Raw genomic sequence first — 25,000 nt, forward strand, 5'->3', positions numbered from 1 at the left:
GTGAGGAAGGGGAGGGGAGTCAGTGGCGGTTGTCGATCTGTGCACGCAGCCGTTCTTCCTGCTCGCGCAGCTCGGGCGTGAACTCGGCGCCGAAGTCCTCGGCCTCGAACACCGGGCGGAGCTCCACCTCGGTGCCGCCGTCGAACGGGGCGCGCTTCAGCCATTCGATCGCTTCCGCCAGCGACTTCACCTGCCACAGCCAGAAGCCGGCGACCAGCTCCTTGCTCTCGGCGAACGGGCCGTCGATCACCGTGCGCTGCCTGCCGTCGAAGCGCACACGCGCGCCGCGGGAACTGGGATGCAGGCCTTCGCCGGCCAGCATCACGCCGGCTTTCACCAGCTCCTCGTTGTACTTGCCCATCGCGGCGAGCAGGTCCGTCTTCGGCATCACGCCGGCTTCGCTGTCCTGGTCCGCTTTCACGATCACCATGCATCGCATCGTCGTTTCTCCCTTGGAGAGGTGGGGCGCCCGGTGGCGCTCTCACCGGTACGACGAACGGTGGGCTGCGGGATCGACACGGCCAGCACTTATTTCTCCGACGCTCCGGAGGTTCAGAGCTTGAGCTGGACGCCGGTGTACCAGGAGCGCCCGTAGGCCGGCTCCAGGCCGGTCTGCCATACGCGGTCGTAATAGCGGCGGTCGGCAAGGTTGCTGATGCCGGCCAGCAGCTTCACGTGGCGGTTGAGCTGCCAGTCGCCGGCCAGGTCGACCACGGTGTAGGCGGGAATGCGCGCGGGCAGGTAGCTGGCGCCGCCGCCGAGCGGCTGGTCGGAGTCCTGCCAGTACTGCGCCGCCGAGGAGACCGCGGTGAGGCTGAGTTTCACGCGCTGCTCCACGCGCCAGGTGAGGCCGGCCTTGGCGAGGTAGCGCGGCGCGTAGGCCGGCACCTTGCCGGCCTGGCCGGGAATCGCGCTGGCGGTGAACCTCGCATTGAGCAGGCTCACGCTGGCGAACGCCTCCAGGTGCTCGCCGCGCGCGGCGAGCGCGGTGGGCGCGAGGAAGTCGTAGTCGAGCTGGCCTTCGACGCCGCGGTTGCGCGTGTCGCCGGTGTTCACCTCGACCACGTCGATGGCGTTGATGTGCTGCGCCTCGATGCGGTTCTTGAAGTCTATCCAGAACAGGCTGACGTCGTAGTACAGGCCGGTCAGCGGCACGCCGTGCACGCCGGCCTCCCACGACAGCGATTTCGACGGATCGGGCGCGTGGCCGGGCACGATGTTGGCGAACGGCGAGGCCATGTCGAAGTAGCGCAACGGCCGCCAGCCCTGCGACACGTTGAAATAGGTCTCGTTGCCGTGGCCGAAGTCGTTGCCGATGCCGAGGCCGAACAGCGGCACGGTGCGCGCATCGGCCTCGTGGATCAGCGGGCGGCTGAGGAAGGGCGGGTGCACCGTTTCGTCCACCGCCACGCGTTCGCGTTCCAGCCGCACCGAAGGCACGATGTGGATCTCGTGCGGCAGGCGGAACACGTTCTCGGCGAATACCGCGTAGTAGTCCGAGCTGCGCGCCTGGCGCAGGACCGGCGTACCGCTGCGGTCGAAACGATCGACATAGAGGTCGGGATTGCTCCATTGGCGGAACGGGTCGTTGCCGTGGAACAGCACCGTGCCTGCGGTGAATGCGTTGCCGTGGCCCCAGGCCTTGCGCACGCGCAGGTCCAGCCCCTGGGTGCGGAACTGCTCGTCCTGCAGCGTGGTGCTGGCGGGCGGCGGCTGCGGCGCCAGCGCACCGTTCGCCGCGCGGCTGGCAAGATCCTGGTACGCGAACCACAGCTTGCCGGTGAGCCGCCAGCCATCGCCGAACTCGCGCGTGTGGCCCAGCACCAACTGGTCACGGTCCACCCAGTCGCGGTTCCACGGGGTGGGCGTGGTGCGCGGATCGGCCTGCCACTGCGGATAGCCCAGCCGGCCCGGGTCGCCGGAATCGGCGTCGATCGCGTGCAGGTCCAGCCACCAGACGTTCTGGTCGCTGGGGCGGTATTCCAGATAGAGGTCGCCCTGGCGCATCTGCGACTGCGCGTTCGGCCGCGTGCCGTCGCTGCGCACGTAGGCGGCATCAAAGCGGAACGTCCACGCACCACGACTGCCTTCGAGCGTGTTGTAGGTGGAATACAGGCCGTGGTCGCCCACCACCTGTTCGGTGCTGGCCGAGAACGGTGTGCCTGGTTTGGGGCGCTTCGTGACCAGGTTGATCACGGGCGCCGGTTCCGGCCCGTACAGCAGGCTGGAACCGCCGCGGACCAGCTGCACCTGGTCGAGGCTCTGCGCCAGCGGCATCGCGTACAGCGTGGGGAAGCCGATCCAGTCGCTTTCCAGCGGAATGCCGTCCTGCATCACCAGCACGTATTCCGATTCCTGCGGATTGCCGAGGCCGCGGTAGCTGAGGTTGAACTGGGTGGGCGTGGGCTGCTGCGAGACCAGCACGCCCGGCGAGCGCGCCAGCAGTTGCTGCAGGTTGTTGCCGATCACGGTGGGCTGCAGGTCGAGATGGGTGACCGTGGTCTTCTTCGTCACCGTGATCTTCGTGCCGGCCACTTCCGCCATCTGGTGCTTGAGCTTGGCCGCCACGTACTGGCGCCAGTCGTAGCCGTGCACGTCGATGCGCGGCAGGTTGGTGACCGATTGCGGTGCGGGCGTGGCGGCGCCCGATGCCGTGTCCGTCTGCTGCGCCGCAGCCGCGAAGGTGGCGAGCGTGAGGGCGGTGGCTAGCGCAAGGGGCAGGGTGGCGCGACGTGGCATCGTGGGAATGAGTGCGGTGGGGGATGTCGGGTTATCGCGCATTCCCGGCCACATCGCCATAGGCCAGGCGTTTACCCATGACGTGGCGTCGACACTACTGCGTGTCGGCGGGAGTAGGCTTGAACGTTCCGCACCGGGAGGATCGCATCATGTTGCGTCGAACCCGCAAGCTGCTGATCGTGCTGGCCGCCTTGTTGCTGCCCGGTCCTGCCGCAGCATCTTCCACCGCTACCTCGTCGCCTGGAGATACCGCCGCCTTGTTGCAGAAGGCGGTGGACGGCAACTGGCGTTCCGCGGCGGACAAGGCACGCGACCGCTATCGTCACCCACTCGAGACGCTGCAGTTCTTCGGCATCCGGCCGGACATGACCGTGGTCGAACTGGCGCCGGCTGGCGGCTGGTACACCGAGATCCTCGCGCCGCTCCTGCGCGGGCATGGCCATCTGGTCGAGGCGCCGTCGCCATCGCCAACATTCATGGCACGGATGCAGGCCGACCCGGCGGTGTTCGGCCACTTCGCGCAAGTGCTGCCGTTCAAGCCACCTGCACAGGTCACGCTCGGTGCGCCGGGTTCGGCCGACATGGTGCTTACCTTCCGCAACACCCATGACTGGCTCAACCGCAGCCCCGAGACCTTGGCCGCAGTGTTCAAGGCCGCCTTCGACGTGCTCAGGCCCGGCGGCGTGTTCGGCGTCACCGAGCATCGCGCCAAGCCGTTCGCCGTTGCGCAGGAGAGCAGCAAGGCCTTGCATCGCCTGCCGGAGGACTACCTGATCGCGCTGGGCCTCAAGACCGGCTTCCGCCTAGGCGGCGTATCGGAGATCAACGCGAATCCGAAAGACCCCGGGAACATCAACGTGCACCGCCTGCCGCCCGATCTTGCCGGCCCGGCCAGCGAGCATGCGGCGATGCAGATGATCGGTGAGTCGGACCGGATGACGCTGCGGTTCGTGAAGCCATGAAGAGGATCGCGCACATGCACCATCCAGTCGCGGGCCGCTTGGCCGCTTGCCTCTCGGCCACGGGGTGCCGGATCGCGGTTTCCCTGCTGCTTGGCGTGGGCATGACTGCGCCGGCAGTCGCCCAGAGCCTGCCGGCGCAGGACTGGCCCATGTTCGGCGGCAACGTGGAAAGCGCCAGCGCCAACGACAAACCCACCGGCATCACGGCCGCCAACGTCGCCACGCTCACGCGCAAGCAGGTCAGGCTGGATGGCACCGTGGACGCCAGCGCCATCTACCTGCATGGCGTAGCCATCCGCGGTGCCCGCCATGATGCCATCTTCGTCACCACCACCTACGGCAAGACGCTGGCGCTCGATGCCCACAGCGGCACCGTCCTGTGGGAATACACGCCGCCCGGCTACCAGGCACTGGCGGGCACGCGGCAGATCACCAACTCCACTCCCGTGGCCGACCCCACGCGGCAATCCATCTACGCCGCCTCGCCCGATGGCTATATCCAGAAACTCGTCGTCGGCGATGGCCACGTCGTCTGGCGTACCGCCATCACCAAATTGCCATTGCGCGAGAAGATGGACTCGCCGCTGAAGTTCTTCCGCGGCCGCGTGATTGCCGTCACGGCGGGCTACATCGGCGATCGGCCGCCCTATCAGGGCCATGTCGTCGCGCTCGACGGCGGCACAGGCAAGTTGCTCGCAGTGTGGAACTCGCTGTGCAGCCAACGCGCCGGGTTGCTGCAGCCGGACTCGTGTCCGCAAAGCGATTCGGCCATCTGGGGGCGTGCCGGCGCGGTGATCGATCCTCGCAGTGGCGACATCTTCGTCGCCACCGGCAATGCCGACTGGAACGGCACGACCGACTGGGGCGATGCGGTGATCGAGCTCGATGCCGGCGCCACGGAAATGCGGGGCAATTACGCTCCGGCCAATACCGATGAACTGAACGCGGAGGATCTCGACCTGGGCTCGACTTCGCCGGTGCTGCTGGGCAGCGACCTGGTCGCCCAGGGCGGCAAGGACGGCAAGATCCGCCTGCTCAGCCGCAAGGCCATGGCCGGCACGACTCCCCACAAGGGCCATGAGCTGCAGATCGTTGCCACGCCCAGCGGCACCGATCTGTTCACGCAGCCGGCAGAGTGGCAGCACGACGGCCAGACCTGGATGTTCGCCGCCGACAACGGCGGCACGGCAGCCTGGGAACTGGAAAACGGCCAGCTCCGGAAGAAATGGAAGAACGGAACCAGCGGCACCAGTCCGTTCGAGGCGGACGGCCTGTTGTTCGTCTACGCCCGCGAGGGCGGGCTGAACGTGTACGAGGCCGCCTCGGGCAAGCGCGTTGCCACGCTGCCCTGCGGTGCGGGCCATTGGAACAGCCCCATCGTGCTGCAGGGCGAGATCATCCTCCCCGAGGGCAATGCCAACGCCCATGCCACCAGCGGTGTGCTGGATATCTGGAGCCTGCCTGGCGGGCACCGGGTTGCCGCCGTTGCTCAAGGCTTCACTCCATGACTTCCGGCCCTTGAGTCCTGCGCAATGTCGCACTCACAGTTTCTCCTTGGCCTTGTCCGTCTCCTAGGGGAAACCGATCATGCGTCTGTCGCATCGTCTTACCGTGCTCGCCTTCGGAATGGTCGTCACCTGGGCTGCGCAGGCGGCGGTGGCGCCTTCCTCCTACCAGGCGCTGAACTGGCGGATGATCGGGCCGTTCCGCGGTGGCCGCGTGCTGGCGGTGAGCGGCATCCCGGGCGACGCACGGCATTTCTATTTCGGCGCGGTGGACGGTGGCGTCTGGGCCACGCAGGACGCGGGGCGCACCTGGCAGCCGATCTTCGACAGCGAACCAGTGGGTTCGATCGGCGCACTGGCGCTGGCGCCGTCGAACCCGAAGGTCATCTACGTGGGCACCGGCGAGGCCGACATGCGCTCGGACATCGCCCACGGCAACGGCATGTACAAGAGCGTGGACGGCGGCAGGCACTGGACGCGCATCGGGCTGGCGGACAGCTACCAGATCGGCAAGATCCTGGTCGATCCGCGCAACCCGGACGTGGTGTACGTGGCGGCACTCGGCCATGCCTACGGGCCGAACGCCGAGCGCGGCGTGTTCCGCAGCAGCGACGGCGGCAGGACCTGGACCAAGGTGCTGTCCAGGAACGACGACACCGGTGCGATCGATCTCGCGTTCAAGCCCGGCGATCCGGGCACGATCTATGCCGCGCTGTGGCAGACCCGCCGGCCGCCGTGGAGCGTGTACCCGCCTTCGAACGGTCCGGGCAGCGGCCTGTACGTGTCGCACGATGGCGGCACGCACTGGAGTCAGGTGCAGGGCAACGGCTTTCCCGCGCATCCGGGTCGCATCGGTTTGGCGACTTCGCCAGCGCGGCCGGATCGCGTCTACGCGCTGGTGGACGCCGCGGGTGGCGAGGGTGGTCTCTACCGTTCCGACGATGCGGGCGCGCACTGGAAGCATGCCACCGGCGACCAGCGCCTGTGGCAGCGCGGCTGGTACTTCGGCGGCATCACGGCTGACCCGAAGGATGCCGACCGCGTTTACGTGATGAACACCATCGTGCTGCGCTCGGATGATGGCGGCACGCATTTCATCGCGCTGAAGGGCGACCCCACCGGCGACGACTTCCACACGCTGTGGATCGATCCCACCGATTCCGACCGGCAGATCCTCGGCGTGGACCAGGGCACGCTGGTCACGCTCAACGGCGGCAAGACCTGGAGCAGCTGGTTCAACCAGCCCACCGCGCAGATCTACCACGTCAGCACCGACAACCGCTTCCCGTACTGGGTCTACGGCGCGCAGCAGGACTCCGGCGCGGTGGCGCTGCCCAGTCGCAGCGGCAGTGGCGACGGCATCACCATGGAGCAGTTCCACGAGATCACGCCCGGTGGCGAGAGCGGCATGATCGCGCCCGACCCGGACGATCCGGACATCGTCTACGGCGGCACGGTGGAGAAGCTGGACACGCGCACCGAACAGGTACGCAGCGTCGATCCCACGCTGGCCTATCCACTGGCGCATTACCGCGGTGCCTGGACGCTGCCGCTGACCTTCTCCAGGCGCGGCACCAGGACGCTGTACTTCGCCAACCAGCGCCTGTTCCGCACCACGGACGGCGGCGACCACTGGGCGCCGATCAGCCCCGACCTCACCCGCGAGGATGCCGGCATTCCTTCCAGCCTCGACGCGCCGACCGCAGCCGACGACGACCACGTGAGCAAGCGCCGTGGCGTGATCTACAGCATCGCGCCCTCGCCGCTGGACGCGAAGACGCTGTGGGTGGGCACCGACGACGGCCTGGTCTGGCGCAGCACCGACGACGGCGCGCACTGGCAGGACATCACGCCGAAGCCGCTCACGCCGTGGTCCAAGGTGGCCGGCATCGAACCCTCGCACTTCGATCCGGGCGTGGCCTATCTTGCGATCGACCGCCATCGCCTCGACGACGACACGCCGTACATCTACCGCACCACCGACGGCGGCAAGAGCTGGGCGCGCATCGACAGCGGCATTCCCCGCGACAGCTTCGTCAACGTGGTGCGCGAGGATCCGCAGCGCCGCGGCCTGTTGTACGCCGGCACCGAGCGCGGCATGTACGTCTCCTTCGACGACGGTGCGCACTGGCAGCCGCTGCAGCAGAACCTGCCGATGACCTCGGTGCGCGACATCGACGTGCACGGCGACGACCTGGTGATCGCCACCCACGGCCGCGGCTTCTGGATCATGGACGACGTCACCGCGCTCCGGCAGCTGGCCGACGCGCGCACGAATGCCGTCACCCTGTTCAAGCCCGCGGTGGCGCTGCGCGTGCGGCCGGCCGGCTTCACCGGCACGCCGTTCCCCAAGGACGAGCCGATGGCGGCGAACCCGCCCGATGGCGCGATCATCGACTACCTGCTGCCCGCCGGCGTGCACGGCCCGGTGACGCTGACCGTGCGCGATGCGCAGGGCCAGGTGGTGCGCAGCTACAGCAGTGCCGAAAAGCTCACCACGCCCGATCCGGCCAAACTGCCCATCGCGCCGGAATGGGTGCCGGTGCCGGCACGGCTGTCCACCGCGCCCGGCATGCACCGCTTCGTATGGGACTTGCGCTACGCGCACCCGGGCGCGCCCCAGGCGGACCGGACGGAAGCGCGGCACAAGGGCGGCGTGTGGGCGCCGCCGGGCCAGTACAGCGTGGATCTCGCGGTCGACGGTCGCAGCTACCGGCAGCCGCTGACCGTGCAGCCTGATCCTCGCGTGCATCTGCCGCCGGCCGCTTACCAGCACCAGTTCGCCCTGGCCCGCCAGGTCGAGGATGCCACCATGCAGGCGATGGAGGCCACCCAGGCCGCCACGGCCCTGCTAAAGTCGCTGGAGGCACGGCAGGCACATGCCGATGCAGCCACCCGCACGCGCATCGAGGCGCTGGCCGGCAAGGTCGCCGACGTGTCCGGCGTGGTCGCCCATCCCGATCCGCGCAATTCGATGGGTGCGCCGCCGAAGCGCGTCGACAGCTTGCGTGCGCTGTCGATGAGCCTGATGAAGCTGGAGCAGGCAGTGGATGGCGCGGACGCCGACCCCAGCGCTGATGCGCAGGCTTCCTGGGCGCTGCTGTCGAAGACGCTGGATGCCACGCTGGGCGAGTGGAAACAGTTGCAGCAAGGCGATCTGGCTGCGCTCGACGCCAGCCTGACGAAGGCGGGACAGAAGCCCGTCGCGGCACACTGAGGCGGGCCAGCTGGGCGCCTTCCACGCGAAGGCGCCCAGCTTCCGGCCGATGGTCAGGCCGAGCGGTTGTGCGAGCGCATGGTGCGCTGTTTCTCGATCTGCCAGTCGCGCTGTTTTTCGGTGTCGCGCTTGTCGTGTTCCTGCTTGCCGCGCGCCAGGCCGACTTCCACCTTGACCTTGCCGTTCTTCCAGTACATCGCGGTGGGCACCAGGGTATAGCCCTTGCGCTCCACCGCGCCGACCAGGGTGTCGATCTCCTTGCGATGCAGCAGCAGCTTGCGCGTGCGCCGATCCTCGGCGATCACGTGGGTGGAAGCGCTGATCAGCGGCGGGATCGAGGCGCCGACCAGGAAGATCTCGCCCTTGATCACGATCGCGTAGCCGTCGCCGAAGTTGATCCGCCCCGCGCGCAGCGCCTTCAGCTCCCAGCCCTGCAGGGCAACGCCAGCCTCGTAGCGCTGGTCGATGTGGTACTCGAAGCGTGCGCGCTTGTTCAGCGCGATGGTGCCGGTGCCCTTGGTGGTGTCCTTGTCCTTGCTCTTGGCCATGTCCGCTAAACTTCATTCCCTGCACGCCCCATCGGAGCGGTGCTTTTACTGAGAGTGCGCCCATGGATGGGCGCCCGTTTGATTCTCGCATTCAAGGATGAATGCAAAAGCACACACAGTGCGCCCATGGACGGACGCCCATTTGATCCTCGCATTCATGGACGAATGCACTAGTAAAAGGACTGCCGTGATCGAGATACGCCGCAGCGCGCTGGTGCGCCATTCGCCGGAGCAGATGTTCGATCTGGTCGACGGAGTGGAAGCATACCCAAAGCGCTTCCCCTGGTGCTCGTCGGTTGCCGTGATCGAACGTGCCGGCAACGTGCTGGTGGCGCGGCTCGACCTGCACTTCGCGGGCCTGCGGCACAACTTCACCACGCGCAACACCGCCGAGCGGCCCCAGCGCATCGACATCCGCCTGGTCGACGGCCCGTTCCGCTCGCTGGATGGCCTGTGGAGCTTCACTGCACTGGGCGACGACGGTTGCAAGGTGGCGCTGGCGCTGGACTTCGATTACGCCGGCATCGGCGGGAGCGTGCTCAAGCTGGGTTTCCAGAGCCTCGCCAATCGCATGGTGGACGATTTCTGCCGCGCCGCGGACCAGGTGTATGGCTGAGACGGCGATCGTGGTGGAAGTGGTGCATGCCGGCGTGCAAGGCACATGGCGCCGGCGTGTCTCCGTGCCGGCAGGCAGCACCGCGCTGCAGGCGGTCGAAACCTCGGGCTTGCTGCGGCAGCTGCCAGCGGAGGTGCGCAGTCCGTTGCGGCTGGGTGTCTACTCGCGCCGGGTCGATGCGGGCCACGCACTGCGCGACGGCGACCGCGTGGAAATCTACCGGCCGCTTGCCCTCGATCCGATGGCCGCGCGCCGGCGTCGTGCCAGCCGGGGCTGAGGCAGCCGGATCAGTTGCCGCTGCTGCCGCTGCTGCTGCCGGAGTCGCCGCCGGAATCCTGGTCGTCCTTGCCCTTGATGTCCTTGTCGCCCTTGGATTCGTCGACCGGGTAGTCGACGTGGTACTTCTTGCTCTCCTTGAGCAGGTTCTTGTTGTTCTCGAGGAACGGGCTGCCCTCGACGCGGGCCAGCGTGTCGTTGTCGAAATACAGGGTCATCGTGCTGACCTGCATCGGGCCGCCGCGGTGCGAGTAGGTGGAGGTGTAGTCCCAGCGACTCTGGTTGAACGGCGAGGCCACCGACGGCGTGCCCAGCAGCAGCAGCACCTGGCGCTTGGTCAGGCCGGGCTTGAGCTGATCCACCGCCTTCTGGTCGATGGTCTTGTCGAGCAGGTTGCCCTGGCGCACATCCGGCGTGTAGACCAGATGACAGCCGGAAACGGCAAGCGCCAGCATGGCGACAACCGGCAGGGTGATCAGCTTTTGCATGCGTGTTGCGTCCAGATCGTGAAGGTGTCGGATGATACACTACCGGTTCGGCATCGCCGCGCCGGGCAAGGTGGCAACGATGGAACAGGAAACCAAAGAACTGCGCCGGGTCGGCCTCAAGGTGACCCACCCGCGCATGCGCATCCTGCAGATCTTCGACGAGGAGGAGGGCAAGCACCTCACCGCCGAGGACGTCTACAAGTTGCTGCTCGCCCATCAGGAGGACATCGGCCTGGCGACGGTGTACCGTGTGCTGACCCAGTTCGAGGCCGCGGGCATCATCATCAAGCACAACTTCGAGGGTGGCCAGGCCGTCTACGAGCTCGACCGTGGCCGCCACCATGACCACATGATCGATGTGGACAGCGGAAAGGTGATCGAGTTCGTCAGCGAGGAGATCGAGCGCCTGCAGCACGAGATCGCGGCACGCCACGGCTACGTGATCGAGGATCACAGCCTGGTGTTGTACGTGCGCCCCAAGCACCGCGCGCGCAAGGCCTGATCCCACTTCGCCTGTTTCCGGGGCTGTGCAGGCGCGATTCGCGGGCGCAAAAATCGCGCGGGAGGGATTTTGACATCCGTTCAGCGGTGGTCCGAAAGGTGGCCCCCCAGAAAGGCGGGCACAAAAAAATCGCGAGGAAGGACTCCTGTCCACCCCGCGATTGCTTCGATACCTGGCTGGACGTCCGGCAGGGCGAGTTGCTCGCTCAAGCCGTGCGCGTCCCAGGTAACGACCAGATGGCATCCTGCCATCTCTCCGGAGTCGCCGTCCCCACGAGGACTCCGGCACGCCATCTCACGATGGCGGCTCCCCCACATCGATGAAAGGATCGTAACGAAGCCTTTACGGTCTGTGTATCGGAAAATTTCCTAGATGTTCCGATTTGTGACCGGGGATTCGATGCTGCTTCGCAGCAACACGCGCAGGTGCACGCCGTACGGCACCGGGCGCAGCCGGAACAGCCCGCCCAGCGAGGTGACGCGGTCGCGCATGCCCTGCAGGCCACGGCCGCCGCGCGGCAGGCGCTCGGGCAGGCCGATGCCGTTGTCGCGCAGGTCGAGCAGGGCCAGGGCCGAGCCGTGGCGTTCGCCGATGCGCAGGCGCAGGCGGAATTCGCTGGCCCTGGCGTGCTTGACGGCGTTGGTGGCGCTTTCCTGTGCCAGCCGGTAGATCGTGGTGCGGGTGTCGTCGTCGAGCAGGCGCGGGTCGCCGCGCAGCTCGGTGTGGTAGCTGATGCCCGCGGCGTTCAGCAGATCGCGGATCGGGCCCTCGTCCAGCGCGCGCAGCAGGCCGAATTCGTCCAGCACGGCGGGGCGCAGGTCGTCCAGCAGCCGGTGCAGGGCACGGCGCATGTGGGCGAGGATGCCGTTGATCGAGGTACTGATGTCCTCCATCCCGACCTGCTGCAGGCGGGCCTGCGCCAGTTTCACGTGGGTCTGGATCGCGGTGATGTTCTGGCCCAGTTCGTCGTGCAGTTCGGCGGCCAGGTGCCGGCGCTGGTTCTCGTCGGCCTGCAGGTTGCCGCGCGCGGCGGCGCGCAGCTGTCGCGCGAGCTGGTCCAGCCGACGGTTGACCGCGGCCAGGTGGGTGTTCTGCTCGGCCACCCGCAGCTTGCTGCGGCGCAGGGCGTCGGTGGCCGAGCCCAGCATCAGCGTGCCGGTGCCGGCCACCGCCAGAAACAGGTAGCCGGCCGCCGAGGGCTCATGGCCGAGCCGCTGGTCCATCACCGTCATGCCGAGGCTGGAGACGATCATCGCCAGGCTGGCGCCTCGCCAGCCATGGCGGAAGGCGAAGAACAGCACCGGCGCCAGCGACAGCGCGCGGGCGAACTGCGGCTGCGACGTGGCCTGCTCGGACAGCAGCAGCAGGATGGCCATCGCCGGCAACATCACCTGCAGGCCGTCCAGCGCCAGGCCGGCCATCGCGTGGCGATCGGGCGGTGCGCGCAGCAGCAACACCATTACCGGCACCACCAGCAGCACGCCCAGGTAGCCACCCAGCAACTCGTTGCCGAGCATGTGGATCAGGGCATCCTCGGCGGCGGCGGTGTGGATCACCGTAAGCAGGCCCATATCCACCGCGGTGGTGGACAGCACCACCAGGATCGCGGCCAGCAGCAGGCGCGCCGTTTCCTGCGGGTTGTGCAGGCTCGCACCTGCATGGGGGTTGAGGCGGCGCAGCAGCCACAGGCCCGCCGCGGTCACCAGCGGTTCGGGCAGATCGCCCAGGAGGTAGCCGCTCCAGCCCATCGGCGATCCCTCGTGGAGGGTCATGCCGGCGGCGGCGATCAGTTCGGCGCCCAGCAGCCAGCCCCAACTGCGCACGGGCAACAGCAGCAGCGCACCGAAGCGCATGCCGTAGGGCAGCATCCAGTACGGCTGCGAGGTGGGCCACAACAGCAGCCACAGCAACAGATAGAGCACGCCGAGCAGCGGGCCGGAGTGCAGCGGGCGAAGCGGTTTCAGGCGCATCCGCGGATGGTACACGGGCGCTGGCGCAGACCGGTCCCGGTCCGTATACAGTAGGCCCATGTACAGCATTGTCCTGGTCGACGACCACGCCATCGTGCGCGAAGGCTTCAAGCGGCTGATCGGGCTGGAGCCCGATCTCAAGGTGGTGGGCGAGTGCCGCAGCGCGGACGATGCCGTGGAAGCGGTGACACAGCACCGGCCCGACCTGGTGGCGCTGGATCTGTCGCTGCCCGACGGCAGCGGCCTGCCGCTGATCGAGCACCTGCGCAGCGTGGCGCCGGAGACGCGCATCGTGGTGCTGAGCATGCACGACGGCGAACCCTACGTGTCCGAGGCCCTGCGTCGAGGCGCCAGCGGCTACGTGACCAAGGGCGTGGCGCCGGAGGAACTGGTGGCCGGCCTGCGCGCGGTGATGGAGGGCGAGCAGTTCCTGAGTTCCGACCTGCGCCAGCGTCGCGCCGAGCAGCCCGAATCCGCGCTCGATCCGCTGCATCGGCTGACCGCGCGCGAGCACGAGGTGTTCCTGCTGCTGGCCTGCGGCCGCACGCCGAAGCAGGTGGCAGCCGAACTCGGCATCGGCCAGAAGACCGTCTACATCCACCGCGCCAGCGTGATGGGCAAGCTCAATGCCGGATCGGAACTGGAGCTGTACCGGATGGCCAGCGAGCGGGGGCTGTTGCCGGCCGCGGGCTAGGCCTGGGCGCGTTCCAGCATCTGCTTCGCGTGGGCGCGTGTCTCGCGGGTGATCTCCACGCCACCCAGCATGCGCGCCAGTTCGTCGCGGCGGCCTTCGGCGTCCAGTGCCTGGATCCGCGTACGGGTGTGGCCATCGTCGCTGTGCTTGCTCACGTAAAGATGCGCATGGCCTTGCGCGGCGACCTGGGGCAGGTGGGTGACGCACAGCACCTGGCGCTGGCCGCCCAGCGCACGCAGTTTCTGGCCCACCACTTCGGCCACCGCGCCGCCGATGCCGCTGTCCACCTCGTCGAACACCATGGTGCCGATGCTGTCCTTGCCCAGGGTGGCGACCTCGATGGCGAGGCTGATGCGCGCCAGTTCGCCGCCGGAGGCCACCTTGCGCAGGGCGCGCGGCGGCTGCCCGGGGTTGGCGCTGACCAGCAGCTCGCAGCGTTCGCGGCCTTGCGGATCGGGTTCGTCGCCTTCGGCCGCTTCCACTTCCACCTGCAGCACGCCGCCGGCCATGCCCAGTTCGGTCATCAGCGCGCTGACTTCCTTGCCGAGTTTTTCCGCGGCCTTGCGGCGCGACTTGCCTAGAGTTGCGGCGGCCTTGTCGTAATCGGCGCGTGCACGCTCGCGCTGGGCGGCGAGTTTCTCCAGGGCCTCGCCGGCACCTTCCAGCTCGTCCAGTTCGTTGCGCAGCTCGGCGAGCTTGCCGTGCAGCTCGGCGACCGGCAGGCGGTGGCGGCGGCCCAGCTCGTGCAGGCGGGCGAGGTGTGCATCGACCTCGGCGAACCGTTCGGGGTCGAGGTCGACGTCCTGCGCGTAGCGGCCCAGTGTGTCGGCGGCCTCGCCCAGCTGGATCGAGGCGTTGTCCAGCAGCTCCAGCGCGGGGTTCAGCGCTTCGTCCAGCATGGCCAGCTTGCCCAGCTCGGCATGGGCGCGACCCAGTGCGCGGCGCAGCGCGAACTCGCTGTCGCCGTCCAGCAGCTCGACCACGCCGGCGGCACCCTCGGCGAGCCGGCCGGCGTTGGCGAGACGCCTGTGGCTGGTTTCCAGCTCGGCGAGTTCGGCGGGCGGCAACGCCCATTGCTCCAGCTCTTCGAGCTCGTGGCGCAACAGCTCCAGCCGTTGCTCGCGATCCTCGCCGCCGCTGAGGCGGCGCATGCGCATGCCCAGCTCGCGCCATTGCGTGGCCAGTTCGCGCGCCTGCGCGGCCAGCGCCTCGTGGCCGGCGAAGGCGTCGAGCAGGGCGAGCTGGTGGGCGCGGGAAAGCAGGGCCTGGTGCTCATGCTGGCCGTGGATTTCCACCAGCAGCGTAGCCAGCTCGGCGAGTTGGCCGGCGCTGGCCGGGCGGCCATTGATCCACGCGCGCGAGCTGCCCTCGGCACGGATCACCCGGCGCAGCTGGCAGGCCTCGCCATCGTCCAGCTCCTCCTGCGCCAGCCAGGCACGGGCTTCGGGCAAGGCGGCGAGGTCGAATTCGGCGGACAGCTCGGCCCGGTCACTGCCCGTGCGCACCATGCCGCTGTCGGCGCGGGCCCCGGCGAGCAGCAGCAGGGCGTCCACCAGCAGCGACTTGCCGGCGCCGGTTTCGCCGCTGACCACGGTGAGGCCGGTGCCGAAATCGACTTCGGCGTGTTCGACGACGGCGAATTGGCGGACATGGAGCGAAGTGAGCATGGCGGGCTGGTGGCAGTCCGGAAGTGGTCGGGGGATTGTAGCGGCAGGCCAGCCGCTACAATGCGGCGAACGGCTTGCGTCGCGGGCCTGCAGACCTTATTTCTTTGTCGTCTCATTCATTGCTACAGCGCATGCCCCGTCGCCACGACCACGAACTCGATACTCGCACGCGACGCCTGCTGCGCAGCCTGATCGCGCAGTACCTGGTCGACGGCGAACCGGTGGGCTCGCGCACGCTGTCGCGTTCGTCCGGGCTGGACGTGAGTCCGGCCACGATCCGCAACATCATGGCCGACCTGGAAGAGGCGGGCCTGGTCGCCTCGCCGCACACGTCGGCGGGTCGCATTCCCACGCCGCGCGGCCTGCGCCTGTTCGTGGACAGCCTGATCGAGCTGCAGCCGCTGCCGCACGAGGAAATGGCCCGCCTGCAGCGCGAGCTGCCACCGGGGCAGGCCTCCACGCGCGATCTGCTGGGCAACGCCTCGACCCTGCTGTCGGCGATGACGCATTTCGCCGGCGTGGTGACGGTGCCGCGGCAGGCGGATTTCCCGCTGCGCCACATCGATTTCGTGCCGCTGCCCGACGCGCGGGTGCTGGTGATCCTGGTGTTCTCCGACAACCAGGTGCAGAACCGCGTGGTGCAACTGGCCAAGCTGCTGGACGGCCGCGAACTGGAGCAGGCGGCGAACTACATCAATACGCATTTCGCGGGCCTGCGCGTGGACGACATCCGCGCGCACCTGCTGGCCGAGCTGCGCGCGGCGGGCAGCGAGCTGAACCGGCTGGTGGCTTCCGCCACCGAACTGGCCACCGCTTCGTTCGCGCCACAGGCCGGTGGCGACGAGGTGCTGGTGAGCGGCCAGACCAACCTGATGGGCTATGCCGAACTGGCCGACCTGCAGCGCCTGCGCGAACTGTTCGAGGCATTCCAGCAGAAGAACGAGCTGCTGCAGCTGATGGAAGTGTGCGCACGCGCACCTGGCGTGCGACTGTTCATCGGCGAGGAATCGGGCTTCGCGGCGCTGGACGGCTGCAGCGTGGTCACCGCCAGCTATGGTGTGCAGGGCCGCGTGCTGGGCGCGGTGGGCGTGATCGGTCCCACGCGCATGGCCTACGAGCGGGTGATCCCGGTGGTGCAGGCCACCGCGGGTCTGCTCAGCGATGCCTTGAATCGCGCCGCGACGGCCTTATAACCGCCACGGGAGGCGGGGATACCCGCGGTTTTCGAGCGGTCGGCAGTGCATGCCGGCCATGGACGAGGTTTGGAGTCATTCATGCAGAACAACGACCCGCACGCGCCACAGCCGGCGCCCGATGTCGACGCTGCCAGTGCGGCGGCCAACGCCGACCTGGAGGCGCTCAAGGCCCGCGTGGCCGAGCTGGAGGCCAGCAATACCGAGCTGCGCGAGACCGTGTTGCGCGAAAAGGCCGAGATCGAGAACCAGCGCCGCCGTCTGCATCGTGACCTGGAGCAGGCCCGCCGCTTCGCCAACGAGAAGCTGCTGAACGAGCTGCTGCCGGTGTTCGATGGCCTGGAAAGCGGCCTGGCGGTGGAAACCGCCGACGTGGCGGCGATGCGCGAAGGCCTGGGGCTCACCCTGAAGTCGCTGCTCAAGGTGGGCGAAAGCCATGGCCTGGCCCAGGTCGATCCGTTGGGCCAGCCGCTGGACCCGGAGCGCCACCACGCGGTGAGCATGGTCGAGGCGCCTGGCGCCGCCGCCGGCACCGTGGTCAGCGTGCTGCAGAAGGGCTACGTGCTGAACGACCGCCTGCTGCGCCCGGCGCTGGTCGCCGTGGCGAAGGACTGAACCGCGCGGCGCTGAACGCGACGCCTCCGGAGCCCCGCCGGCATTGATTCGCCGCGCGCGGGCCCCATCTGGAAAACCATTGCGCGGTCGTGGGGCCGCTTACGAGATTCGGGAGCTAAACACATGGGCAAGATCATCGGCATCGACCTGGGCACCACCAACTCCTGCGTGTCCGTGATGGACGGCAGCACCACCAAGGTCATCGAGAACGCGGAAGGCGACCGCACCACACCCTCCATCGTCGCCTTCAGCAAGGACGGCGAAGTGCTGGTCGGCGCGCCGGCCAAGCGCCAGGGCGTGACCAACCCGAAGAACACGTTCTACGCGGTGAAGCGCCTGATCGGCCGCAAGTTCACCGATGCCGAGGTGCAGAAGGACATCCACATCGTGCCCTACGCCATCGTCGCCAACGACAACGGCGACGCCTGGGTGGCGACCGCCGACGGCAAGAAGATGGCGCCGCCGGAAGTCTCCGCGAAGGTGCTGATGAAGATGAAGAAGACCGCCGAGGACTACCTCGGCGAGCCGGTCACCGAGGCCGTGATCACCGTGCCCGCCTACTTCAACGACAGCCAGCGCCAGGCCACCAAGGACGCCGGCCGCATCGCCGGCCTGGAAGTGAAGCGCATCATCAACGAGCCGACCGCGGCCGCATTGGCCTACGGCCTCGACAAGAAGGGCGGCGACCGCAAGATCGCGGTGTACGACCTCGGCGGCGGCACCTTCGACGTGTCGATCATCGAGATCGCCGAAGTCGACGGCGAGAAGCAGTTCGAGGTGCTGGCCACCAACGGCGACACCTTCCTCGGTGGCGAGGACTTCGACATGCGCGTGATCGACTACCTGGTCGAGGAGTTCCAGAAGGACCAGGGCATCGACCTGCGCAAGGATCCGCTGGCCCTGCAGCGCCTGAAGGATGCGGCCGAGCGCGCCAAGATCGAGCTGTCCTCCAGCCACCAGACCGAGGTGAACCTGCCGTACGTGACGGCCGACGCCTCCGGCCCGAAGCACCTCAACATCAAGCTCACCCGCGCCAAGCTGGAAGCGCTGGTGGAAGACCTGGTCAAGCGCACCATCGATCCGTGCCGTACCGCGCTCAACGACGCCGGCCTGCGCGTGTCCGACATCGACGAGGTGATCCTGGTCGGCGGCCAGACCCGCATGCCCAAGGTGCAGGAGTCGGTGAAGGACTTCTTCGGCAAGGAGCCGCGCAAGGACGTCAACCCCGATGAGGCCGTGGCCGTGGGCGCGGCGATCCAGGGCGGCGTGCTGGGCGGCTCGGTCAAGGACGTGCTGCTGCTCGACGTCACCCCGCTGTCGCTGGGCATCGAGACCATGGGCGGCGTGATGACCAAGCTGATCGAGAAGAACACCACGGTGCCGACCAAGGCCGCGCAGACCTTCTCCACCGCCGACGACAACCAGACCGCGGTGACCGTGCACGTGCTGCAGGGCGAGCGCGAGCGCGCCAACGCGAACAAGTCGCTGGGCAAGTTCGACCTGTCCGGCATCGACCCGGCGCCGCGCGGCATGCCGCAGATCGAGGTCACCTTCGACATCGACGCGAACGGCATCCTGCACGTGTCGGCCAAGGACAAGAAGACCGGCAAGGAACAGAAGATCGAGATCAAGGCCGGCTCGGGCCTCTCCGAGGAGGAGATCGCCCGCATGGTGGCCGACGCCGAGGCGAACAAGGAAGAGGACAAGAAGTTCCACGAGCTCGTCGGCACCCGCAACAAGGCCGACCAGCTGGTGCATGCCACCCGCAGCGCGCTGAAGGAGCACGGCGACAAGGTCGGCGCGCAGATCGGCAGCATCGAGGAGGCGCTGTCGGAACTGGAGAAGGTCAAGGACGGCGACGACAAGGCGCTGATCGAGTCGAAGATCACCAAGCTGGAGCAGGCCGCGCAGGCGCTGTATGCCGCGGCCCAGGGCGGTCCGGCCGATGCCGGCGCCCAGCCGGGCCCGGGCCCGGGCGGTTCGGCCCAGCCGGACGACGTGGTGGACGCCGAGTTCACCGAGGTCAAGGACGACAAGAAGTAAGCGTGCCTTGGCTCAAAACGAGCGCCGCGAAAGCAACGTGCGTTGTTGAAAAATGCGGCCAAGGATGGCCGCCCGTTTGACTTTCGCGCTCATGGACGAGCGCACAAGTTTTTCTGGGGGAAGCGATGGACAAGGGGCGGTTGGAAGCCTTCAGCGACGGTGTGATGGCCATCATCATCACCATCATGGTGCTGGAGCTGAAAGTACCGCACGGTGCCGAGTGGAGCGTGCTCGCGGCGCAATGGCCGGTGTTTCTCAGCTACGTGCTGAGCTTCACCTATGTGGGCATCTACTGGAACAACCACCATCACTTCCTGCATGCGGCCAGAAAGGTGGACGGCAGCGTGCTGTGGGCCAACCTGCACCTGCTGTTCTGGCTGTCGCTGATGCCGGCGGCCACGGGATGGATGGGCGAGAACCAGTTCGCCCGCTTGCCGGTGGCGACCTATGGTTTCGTGTTGCTGATGTGCGCCATTGCCTGGCTCCCGCTGCAATACAGCCTGATCTGCGCAAACGGCGGCAAGACCTCGCTGCTGGCGCAGGCGGTCGGCGGCGACTGGAAAGGCAAGCTGGCCGTCGCCATGTATCTGGGAGGCATCGCGCTGGCGTTCGTGGCGCCATGGGTGTCGTGTCTGTTTTATGCCACGGTGGCAGCGATCTGGTTCATTCCTGATCGGCGCATCGAATCGCGGATCGAGCAATGAGCAAGCGTGATTATTATGAAGTCCTGGGTGTCGAACGCACGGTCACCGAGGCCGAGCTGAAGAAGTCCTTCCGCCGCCTGGCGATGAAGTACCACCCGGACCGCTGTCCGGACGACCCCCATGCGCAGGAGAAATTCAAGGAGGCCAAGGAGGCCTACGAAGTGCTCTCCGACGCGCAGAAGCGCTCGATGTACGACCAGTACGGCCACGCCGCCTTCGAGGGCGGCATGGGCGGGCGCGGCGGCAGCGGCTTCGGCGACATGGGGGACATCTTCGGCGACATCTTCGGCGACATCTTCGGTGGCGGCCGCGGCCGCCAGCCGCGCCGCGGCGCCGACCTGCGCTATTTGATGGAGCTTGACCTCGAAGAGGCCGTATTCGGCGTCGAGCGGAAGATCGAGATTCCCACCCAGGTCAACTGCCACCATTGCAACGGCAGCGGTTCCGCCGACGGCAAGACCGTGCAATGCAGGACCTGCCACGGCCACGGCCGCGTGCGCATGCAGAACGGCATCTTCTCGATCCAGCAGGCCTGTCCGCATTGCGGCGGCAGTGGCCAGACGATCGAGAAGCCGTGCAAGCAGTGCCACGGCGAAGGGCGGCTGGAGGAAACCCGCACGCTGTCGGTGAAGATCCCCGCCGGCGTGGACAACGGCGACCGCATCCGCCTCACCGGCCAGGGCGAGGCCGGCCCTGCAGGCGTGCCCGCCGGCGACCTGTACGTGGAAGTGCACGTGCGCGAGCACCGCATCTTCCAGCGCGAAGGCAACGATCTCTATTGCGAGGTGCCGATCCGCTTCTCGCAGGCCGCGCTGGGCGCGGAACTGCCGGTGCCCACGCTGGAAGGCGAGGTGCCGATCAGCATTCCGCCGGAGACGCAGACCGGCCAGAGCTTCCGCCTGCGCGGGCGCGGCGTGAAATCGGTGCGCAGCGGCCGCGCCGGCGACCTGATCTGCCGCGTGGTGGTGGAGACGCCGGTGCGCCTCACCAGGCAGCAGCGCGAACTGCTGGAGCATCTCGAAGCCAGCTTCAACGACGGCGAGGCCGGGGAACACATGCCGCGCGCGAAGAACTGGGTCGACGGCGTCAAGCAGTTCTGGTCGCGGGTTACTTCATAATCCGGGCTTCCTTTCCGTCACTGCAGGACGCCGGCCATGACCGCTGCCCCGATCCGCCTCGCCATCAATGGCGCTTCCGGCCGCATGGGGCAGGCCCTGCTGTCGCTGTTGCGCAGGGACGCCCGCTTCGAGCTGGCGCATGCGCTGGTCTCGCCGGGTTCGGTGCATGACGGCGAGCCGGTCTGGCTGGGGCAGGCCTTGCGCCATGCGCACGATTGGTCGCAGGCGCCCGCGCTCGATGCGGTGATCGATTTCAGCGGCCCCGCCGGCCTGGCGGCGGCGCTGGATCACTGCCTCGCGCATGGCGTCCCGCTGGTGACCGGCACCACCGGTCTCGATGCAGCCCTGCAGTCGCGGCTGGAGACGGCAGGTGCGAGCATTGCGCTGCTGCGCGCGGCGAACTTCAGCCTGGGCGTGGCGCTGCTGACGCGACTGCTGCGCGAGGCCGCCGCCGCGCTGCCGGACTGGGACCTGGAGATCGTCGAAGCCCATCACGGCCGCAAGCAGGACGCGCCCTCGGGCACGGCGCTGGCGCTGGGGCAGGCGGCCGCCACCGCGCGCGGCACCACGCTGGATGCCACTGCGGTCTGCAGTCGAGAAGGACGCACCGGCGAGCGGGCTCCCGGCAGCATCGGCTTCGCGGTGGTGCGCGGCGGCGACATCGTGGGCGAGCACCAGGCGCTGCTGATCGGGCCAGGCGAGCGGCTGGAGCTGGGGCATCGCGCCACCGACCGCGCGATCTTCGCGCGTGGCGCGCTGCAGGCGGCGCTCTGGCTGGTCGGCCGCGCGCCGGGGCACTGGCAACTGGAAGACGTGATCGCGTCGCCGCGCTGAACCAGACCGCCGGCATTGCCATGCCCGGCGATGGCCGCTAGCATCACCCGCCTGTCATTGGGGAGTAGCCAGCCTCACCCCCGAGGCGTTCGCATCAACAGACTTGGTCGCCGTTTCCCGGCGCCATGGTGCGGACAGCGAGAGCGCCATCCACGTGGCGCCTGGCCCGGCGAGACCTTTGGCCAGCGACACTTCACCCGGCCGGGCGAACGGTGTCGTTGTGCCATCGGTTCATCCGTTCGCCCGGCCCGTGCCTTCCATGCTGCTCATCCTCTGTCTGTTCCTCGTCTCGGCAGGCGCGATCTATCTCGCCTGCGAATACTTCGTCAATGGCATCGAATGGCTGGGCCGCAAGCTGCGGCTGGGCGCGACCGCCACCGGCACCGTGCTTGCGGCCTTCGGCACGGCCTTGCCGGAAAGCGCGGTGACCTTCGTGGCGGTGATCTTCGGCAAGACCCCGGCTGCGCGCGACATCGGCGTGGGCGCGGCGATGGGCGGCCCGCTGGTGCTGGCCACGATCGCCTATGCGGTGGTCGGCGTGGCCATGTGGGGCAACCGCCATCGGCTGCGGCGTGCCGACCGGCTGGTGCGGGTCGACCACCAGCGGCTGGCGCGCGACCAGTCGTGGTTCCTGGCGATCTTCGCGGTCAAGGTGGGCCTGGGCCTGGTGGCGTTCGCGCTCAAGCCGTGGCTGGGCGTACTGTTCCTGCTCGCCTACGCGCTGTACGTATGGCGCGAGATGCGCAGCGACGACAGAGCGCCGGAGGAGGAGACGCTGGAGCCACTGAAGCTGCGCCCGCATCAGGCCGAGCCCGCGATGCGCTGGGTGGTGGCGCAGACGGTGGCGGCGCTGGTGGTGATCGCCGCGGCTTCGCGGGTGTTCGTGGGGCAGCTCGAAGCGATCGGCGAGGCCTTCACGCTGCCGCCGCACCTGGTGGCGCTGGTGCTGAGCCCGGTGGCGACGGAACTGCCGGAAACGCTCAACGCGCTGATCTGGGTGCGCCAGGGCAAGGAGCGGCTGGCGCTCGCCAACATCTCGGGCGCGATGATGATCCAGGCGACGATCCCCAGCGCGCTGGCGATCTTCGCCACGCCGTGGCTGTTCGATCTGCCGCTGATCGTGTCCGGCGTGCTCACTGCCGCGGCCATCGTCTACCTGTGGTGGCTGTTCCGTCGCGGTCGCGTGGACGCACGCTGGCTGTTGCCGGTCGGCCTGCTGTACGGCGTGTTCGCCGTCTTCGTGGCCTGGCATTTCACCCGTTGAGGCAGGAGATCAGTCGCGGTGCGCGGCGTTGCGGTCGCGGTCGGCGCCGTAGCGGGTGTCCAGCTTGCCGAACAGCTTCTTGAACAGGCGGGAGAACTTGCCGCGCCTGGTCTTGCGCAGCTTTTCCTCCTCGCTGGTGAGCCAGGCCACCTGGATCACCCGGCGCTCGCCCTCGTAGGGCAGGTGGCCGTGGAAGGAGTTGTCGCAACGCCGGAACACCGCCAATTCGCCGTACAGCGGCGGCAGTTCGGGCACCACCGTGGCGTCGATGTCGTCGATCTTGTCGAGGAAGCGCAGGCAGCCGTCGCTGGTGTCGGGCCACTGCGGATTGAGGTAGAGCAGGGCGGTGGCCACCTTGGACTTGCTGTCGGTGTGGATGGTGCCGTGGCGCTTGTTCAGCAGCCGGCACAGCGTCACCAGGGTGGGGTACTGGCCGAGGTCGGCGATGCCCAGCCGCTGGCCGATCAACCCGGCAAAGGCTGGCGCGGTGAGCTGCTCCACGAGCGCGTTGATCGAGGGGCCGCATTCAGCCGGGTCCCAGGGAAAGAAGCCGGCGCTGGGGTAGCGCGGGAAGTCGCGGTCCAGGTCGCCGCGCGCCTCGTCGGGCAACTGGCCGTGGGCGACCATGAACGGAAATGGCGTATGCCGCACCAAGGTGTCCGGACGTTCGAGGCGGGCAGGATCAAGCAGGGCGTCCGGACTCATGGGCAAGCTTCATTCCCTGTAAACATGGCATCAGTGTAGCGCCGTGCAGTGGTACGGCAGCTGACGAGCCGGCGTTTTCTGTCCCGATCGAAGTGGACAGCCAGCACCGCTGCGCCTATCATTGCGACCCGCCCGAATGTCCTCCCTTCCAAGGTTCTCAAGCCTGCTTCCTGCGGCTTGCGGACTTTGCTGCACCCGAAAGGCGGTTCCCATGCCCATCCCCGCATTGCTTGCCCTCGAAGACGGCAGCGTGTTCCACGGCCATGCCGTGGGCGCGACTGGCGAGACCGTCGGCGAGGTGGTCTTCAACACCGCCATGACCGGCTACCAGGAGATCCTCACCGATCCCTCGTATTCCCGGCAGATCGTCACCCTGACCTATCCCCACATCGGCAACACCGGCTGCAACGCCGAGGACGCCGAGTCGGCCAAGGTGCATGCCGCCGGCCTGATCGTGCGCGACGTGCCGCGCCGGGCCAGCAACTGGCGCAGCACCGAGAGCCTGCCCGATTACCTGAAGCGTCACGGCGTGGTGGCGATCGCCGGCATCGATACCCGCCGCCTCACCCGCATCCTGCGCGACAAGGGGGCCCTGAACGGCTGCGTCGTCGCAGGCGAGCAGGTCGATGCCGAGGCCGCCCTGGCCAAGGCACGTGCCTTCCCGGGCCTCAACGGCATGGACCTGGCCAAGGTGGTGTGCACCGACCAGGCCTATGCGTGGAACGCGGGCGTCTACGACCTCGACCGGCAGGCCTTCAACCAGCCGGCGAAGCGCTTCAAGGTTGTCGCCTACGACTACGGCGTGAAGCACAACATCCTGCGCCTGCTGGCCGAGCAGGGCTGCGACATCACCGTGGTGCCGGCGCAGACGCCTGCCGCCGAGGTGCTGGCGATGGCGCCCGATGGCGTGTTCCTCTCCAACGGCCCTGGCGACCCGGCCGCCTGCGATTACGCGATCGCCGCCGCCAAGAGCTTCCTCGACGCGAAGATCCCGCTGTTCGGCATCTGCCTCGGCCACCAGATCATGGGCCTGGCGCTGGGCGCGAAGACACTGAAGATGAAATTCGGCCACCACGGCGCGAACCATCCGGTGAAGGATCACGGCGACGGCCGCGTGCTGATCACCAGCCAGAACCACGGCTTCGCAGTGGATCCCGCCACGCTGCCGGCGAACGTGCGCGTCACCCACACCTCGCTGTTCGACGGCTCGCTGCAGGGCTTCGCGCTCACCGATCGCCCGGCGTTCTGCTTCCAGGGCCACCCGGAAGCCTCGCCCGGTCCCCACGACATCGGTTACCTGTTCGACCGGTTCGCCCAGCTGATGCAGGAGGCCCGCTGAG

22 protein-coding genes and 1 riboswitch are annotated in these 25,000 nt (G+C 68.1%); of the genes, 15 read left to right on the plus strand and 7 right to left on the minus strand.

Annotated features, from left to right (window positions below; genetic code table 11):
• Nucleotides 1–19: 19 nt before the first annotated feature.
• A complete protein-coding gene (locus tag ABQJ56_RS03385; RefSeq protein ID WP_367843573.1) occupies nucleotides 20–439 on the minus strand; it encodes a YciI family protein in 420 nt (139 codons plus the stop codon).
• A 113-nt stretch (nucleotides 440–552) separates the two neighbouring features.
• On the minus strand, nucleotides 553–2,739 hold the full coding sequence (locus tag ABQJ56_RS03390; RefSeq protein WP_367843574.1) for a TonB-dependent receptor family protein: 2,187 nt from the start codon (nucleotides 2,737–2,739) through the stop codon (nucleotides 553–555).
• Between the two features lie 149 nt (nucleotides 2,740–2,888).
• On the opposite strand from ABQJ56_RS03390, the gene ABQJ56_RS03395 reads away from it, so the two are divergent.
• From ABQJ56_RS03395 to ABQJ56_RS03405, 3 genes are all read left to right on the plus strand, one after another.
• Nucleotides 2,889–3,701 (plus strand): class I SAM-dependent methyltransferase, encoded by an 813-nt coding sequence (locus tag ABQJ56_RS03395; protein ID WP_367843575.1) that lies wholly within the window; start codon nucleotides 2,889–2,891, stop codon nucleotides 3,699–3,701.
• A 257-nt stretch (nucleotides 3,702–3,958) separates the two neighbouring features.
• A complete protein-coding gene (locus ABQJ56_RS03400) occupies nucleotides 3,959–5,209 on the plus strand; it encodes an outer membrane protein assembly factor BamB family protein (protein ID WP_367843576.1) in 1,251 nt (416 codons plus the stop codon).
• A gap of 79 nt (nucleotides 5,210–5,288) precedes the next feature.
• Complete coding sequence (locus ABQJ56_RS03405; protein WP_367843577.1) at nucleotides 5,289–8,423, plus strand: WD40/YVTN/BNR-like repeat-containing protein; 3,135 nt, start codon at nucleotides 5,289–5,291, stop codon at nucleotides 8,421–8,423.
• A gap of 53 nt (nucleotides 8,424–8,476) precedes the next feature.
• Here the strand turns inward: ABQJ56_RS03405 and smpB are convergent, their stop codons facing one another.
• Nucleotides 8,477–8,971, minus strand: a complete 495-nt coding sequence (gene smpB, locus ABQJ56_RS03410) for an SsrA-binding protein SmpB (protein ID WP_367843578.1) — start codon at nucleotides 8,969–8,971, stop codon at nucleotides 8,477–8,479.
• Between the two features lie 187 nt (nucleotides 8,972–9,158).
• Between smpB and ABQJ56_RS03415 the strand changes: the two genes are divergently transcribed.
• Both ABQJ56_RS03415 and ABQJ56_RS03420 read left to right on the plus strand, forming a co-directional pair.
• On the plus strand, nucleotides 9,159–9,587 hold the full coding sequence (locus tag ABQJ56_RS03415) for a type II toxin-antitoxin system RatA family toxin (RefSeq protein ID WP_367843579.1): 429 nt from the start codon (nucleotides 9,159–9,161) through the stop codon (nucleotides 9,585–9,587).
• Complete coding sequence (locus ABQJ56_RS03420) at nucleotides 9,580–9,864, plus strand: RnfH family protein (RefSeq protein ID WP_367843580.1); 285 nt, start codon at nucleotides 9,580–9,582, stop codon at nucleotides 9,862–9,864. Before ABQJ56_RS03415 ends, ABQJ56_RS03420 begins: the two co-directional genes overlap by 8 nt.
• A gap of 10 nt (nucleotides 9,865–9,874) precedes the next feature.
• Here the strand turns inward: ABQJ56_RS03420 and ABQJ56_RS03425 are convergent, their stop codons facing one another.
• A complete protein-coding gene (locus ABQJ56_RS03425; RefSeq protein ID WP_367843581.1) occupies nucleotides 9,875–10,351 on the minus strand; it encodes an outer membrane protein assembly factor BamE in 477 nt (158 codons plus the stop codon).
• Nucleotides 10,352–10,430: 79 nt separating this feature from the next.
• Between ABQJ56_RS03425 and fur the strand changes: the two genes are divergently transcribed.
• Complete coding sequence (fur, locus tag ABQJ56_RS03430) at nucleotides 10,431–10,853, plus strand: ferric iron uptake transcriptional regulator (protein WP_367843706.1); 423 nt, start codon at nucleotides 10,431–10,433, stop codon at nucleotides 10,851–10,853.
• 368 nt (nucleotides 10,854–11,221) lie between these two features.
• On the opposite strand, the gene ABQJ56_RS03435 is transcribed toward fur, so the two are convergent.
• The gene (locus ABQJ56_RS03435; protein ID WP_367843582.1) at nucleotides 11,222–12,823 is read right to left on the minus strand and encodes an MASE1 domain-containing sensor histidine kinase; all 1,602 of its coding nucleotides are present in this window, start codon (nucleotides 12,821–12,823) and stop codon (nucleotides 11,222–11,224) included.
• 58 nt (nucleotides 12,824–12,881) lie between these two features.
• Here ABQJ56_RS03435 and ABQJ56_RS03440 point away from each other — a divergent pair, with 58 nt between their 5' ends.
• The gene (locus tag ABQJ56_RS03440; protein ID WP_367843583.1) at nucleotides 12,882–13,517 is read left to right on the plus strand and encodes a response regulator transcription factor; all 636 of its coding nucleotides are present in this window, start codon (nucleotides 12,882–12,884) and stop codon (nucleotides 13,515–13,517) included.
• Here ABQJ56_RS03440 and recN read toward each other — a convergent pair.
• Nucleotides 13,514–15,184, minus strand: coding sequence for a DNA repair protein RecN (recN, locus tag ABQJ56_RS03445; protein WP_367843584.1), 1,671 nt, complete (start codon nucleotides 15,182–15,184; stop codon nucleotides 13,514–13,516). The two genes, ABQJ56_RS03440 and recN, sit on opposite strands and share 4 nt — an antisense overlap.
• Nucleotides 15,185–15,315: 131 nt before the next feature.
• Here recN and hrcA point away from each other — a divergent pair, with 131 nt between their 5' ends.
• From hrcA to ABQJ56_RS03480, 7 genes are all read left to right on the plus strand, one after another.
• Nucleotides 15,316–16,377: a heat-inducible transcriptional repressor HrcA gene (gene hrcA / locus ABQJ56_RS03450; RefSeq protein ID WP_367843585.1), complete on the plus strand. Its 1,062-nt coding sequence runs from the start codon at nucleotides 15,316–15,318 to the stop codon at nucleotides 16,375–16,377.
• A gap of 81 nt (nucleotides 16,378–16,458) precedes the next feature.
• The gene (grpE, locus tag ABQJ56_RS03455) at nucleotides 16,459–16,992 is read left to right on the plus strand and encodes a nucleotide exchange factor GrpE (protein WP_367843586.1); all 534 of its coding nucleotides are present in this window, start codon (nucleotides 16,459–16,461) and stop codon (nucleotides 16,990–16,992) included.
• A gap of 123 nt (nucleotides 16,993–17,115) precedes the next feature.
• Nucleotides 17,116–19,035 carry a molecular chaperone DnaK gene (dnaK, locus tag ABQJ56_RS03460; protein ID WP_367843587.1) on the plus strand — a complete coding sequence of 640 codons (1,920 nt, stop codon included), beginning with the start codon at nucleotides 17,116–17,118 and terminating at the stop codon, nucleotides 19,033–19,035.
• A gap of 125 nt (nucleotides 19,036–19,160) precedes the next feature.
• On the plus strand, nucleotides 19,161–19,739 hold the full coding sequence (locus tag ABQJ56_RS03465) for a TMEM175 family protein (protein ID WP_367843588.1): 579 nt from the start codon (nucleotides 19,161–19,163) through the stop codon (nucleotides 19,737–19,739).
• Nucleotides 19,736–20,857: a molecular chaperone DnaJ gene (dnaJ, locus tag ABQJ56_RS03470; RefSeq protein ID WP_367843589.1), complete on the plus strand. Its 1,122-nt coding sequence runs from the start codon at nucleotides 19,736–19,738 to the stop codon at nucleotides 20,855–20,857. Before ABQJ56_RS03465 ends, dnaJ begins: the two co-directional genes overlap by 4 nt.
• A 36-nt stretch (nucleotides 20,858–20,893) precedes the next feature.
• Nucleotides 20,894–21,691, plus strand: coding sequence for a 4-hydroxy-tetrahydrodipicolinate reductase (gene dapB / locus ABQJ56_RS03475; RefSeq protein ID WP_367843590.1), 798 nt, complete (start codon nucleotides 20,894–20,896; stop codon nucleotides 21,689–21,691).
• Nucleotides 21,692–21,738: 47 nt separating this feature from the next.
• Nucleotides 21,739–21,885: riboswitch (yybP-ykoY riboswitch) on the plus strand.
• Between the two features lie 65 nt (nucleotides 21,886–21,950).
• Complete coding sequence (locus ABQJ56_RS03480; protein WP_367843591.1) at nucleotides 21,951–22,955, plus strand: sodium:calcium antiporter; 1,005 nt, start codon at nucleotides 21,951–21,953, stop codon at nucleotides 22,953–22,955.
• Between the two features lie 9 nt (nucleotides 22,956–22,964).
• On the opposite strand, the gene ABQJ56_RS03485 is transcribed toward ABQJ56_RS03480, so the two are convergent.
• A complete protein-coding gene (locus ABQJ56_RS03485) occupies nucleotides 22,965–23,660 on the minus strand; it encodes a 2OG-Fe(II) oxygenase (protein WP_367843592.1) in 696 nt (231 codons plus the stop codon).
• Nucleotides 23,661–23,871: 211 nt separating this feature from the next.
• On the opposite strand from ABQJ56_RS03485, the gene carA reads away from it, so the two are divergent.
• Nucleotides 23,872–24,999, plus strand: coding sequence for a glutamine-hydrolyzing carbamoyl-phosphate synthase small subunit (gene carA, locus ABQJ56_RS03490; protein WP_367843593.1), 1,128 nt, complete (start codon nucleotides 23,872–23,874; stop codon nucleotides 24,997–24,999).
• Nucleotide 25,000 lies beyond the last annotated feature (1 nt).

The sequence above is a fragment of the Rhodanobacter geophilus genome (assembly GCF_040812275.1).
Lineage (GTDB): Bacteria > Pseudomonadota > Gammaproteobacteria > Xanthomonadales > Rhodanobacteraceae > Rhodanobacter_A > Rhodanobacter_A geophilus.

What these genes read in the sequence shown, in the direction of transcription:
- ABQJ56_RS03480 (WP_367843591.1), top strand. Translation starts at nt 21,951, where the DNA reads ATGCTGCTCATCCTCTGTCTGTTCCTCGTCTCGGCAGGCGCGATCTAT.
- ABQJ56_RS03485 (WP_367843592.1), bottom strand. Translation starts at nt 23,660, where the DNA reads ATGAGTCCGGACGCCCTGCTTGATCCTGCCCGCCTCGAACGTCCGGAC.
- fur (WP_367843706.1), top strand. Translation starts at nt 10,431, where the DNA reads ATGGAACAGGAAACCAAAGAACTGCGCCGGGTCGGCCTCAAGGTGACC.
- ABQJ56_RS03390 (WP_367843574.1), bottom strand. Translation starts at nt 2,739, where the DNA reads ATGCCACGTCGCGCCACCCTGCCCCTTGCGCTAGCCACCGCCCTCACG.
- ABQJ56_RS03435 (WP_367843582.1), bottom strand. Translation starts at nt 12,823, where the DNA reads ATGCGCCTGAAACCGCTTCGCCCGCTGCACTCCGGCCCGCTGCTCGGC.
- recN (WP_367843584.1), bottom strand. Translation starts at nt 15,184, where the DNA reads ATGCTCACTTCGCTCCATGTCCGCCAATTCGCCGTCGTCGAACACGCC.
- ABQJ56_RS03385 (WP_367843573.1), bottom strand. Translation starts at nt 439, where the DNA reads ATGCGATGCATGGTGATCGTGAAAGCGGACCAGGACAGCGAAGCCGGC.
- dnaJ (WP_367843589.1), top strand. Translation starts at nt 19,736, where the DNA reads ATGAGCAAGCGTGATTATTATGAAGTCCTGGGTGTCGAACGCACGGTC.
- ABQJ56_RS03440 (WP_367843583.1), top strand. Translation starts at nt 12,882, where the DNA reads ATGTACAGCATTGTCCTGGTCGACGACCACGCCATCGTGCGCGAAGGC.
- ABQJ56_RS03420 (WP_367843580.1), top strand. Translation starts at nt 9,580, where the DNA reads ATGGCTGAGACGGCGATCGTGGTGGAAGTGGTGCATGCCGGCGTGCAA.
- ABQJ56_RS03425 (WP_367843581.1), bottom strand. Translation starts at nt 10,351, where the DNA reads ATGCAAAAGCTGATCACCCTGCCGGTTGTCGCCATGCTGGCGCTTGCC.
- grpE (WP_367843586.1), top strand. Translation starts at nt 16,459, where the DNA reads ATGCAGAACAACGACCCGCACGCGCCACAGCCGGCGCCCGATGTCGAC.
- ABQJ56_RS03405 (WP_367843577.1), top strand. Translation starts at nt 5,289, where the DNA reads ATGCGTCTGTCGCATCGTCTTACCGTGCTCGCCTTCGGAATGGTCGTC.
- ABQJ56_RS03395 (WP_367843575.1), top strand. Translation starts at nt 2,889, where the DNA reads ATGTTGCGTCGAACCCGCAAGCTGCTGATCGTGCTGGCCGCCTTGTTG.
- dnaK (WP_367843587.1), top strand. Translation starts at nt 17,116, where the DNA reads ATGGGCAAGATCATCGGCATCGACCTGGGCACCACCAACTCCTGCGTG.
- dapB (WP_367843590.1), top strand. Translation starts at nt 20,894, where the DNA reads ATGACCGCTGCCCCGATCCGCCTCGCCATCAATGGCGCTTCCGGCCGC.
- smpB (WP_367843578.1), bottom strand. Translation starts at nt 8,971, where the DNA reads ATGGCCAAGAGCAAGGACAAGGACACCACCAAGGGCACCGGCACCATC.
- ABQJ56_RS03465 (WP_367843588.1), top strand. Translation starts at nt 19,161, where the DNA reads ATGGACAAGGGGCGGTTGGAAGCCTTCAGCGACGGTGTGATGGCCATC.
- hrcA (WP_367843585.1), top strand. Translation starts at nt 15,316, where the DNA reads ATGCCCCGTCGCCACGACCACGAACTCGATACTCGCACGCGACGCCTG.
- carA (WP_367843593.1), top strand. Translation starts at nt 23,872, where the DNA reads ATGCCCATCCCCGCATTGCTTGCCCTCGAAGACGGCAGCGTGTTCCAC.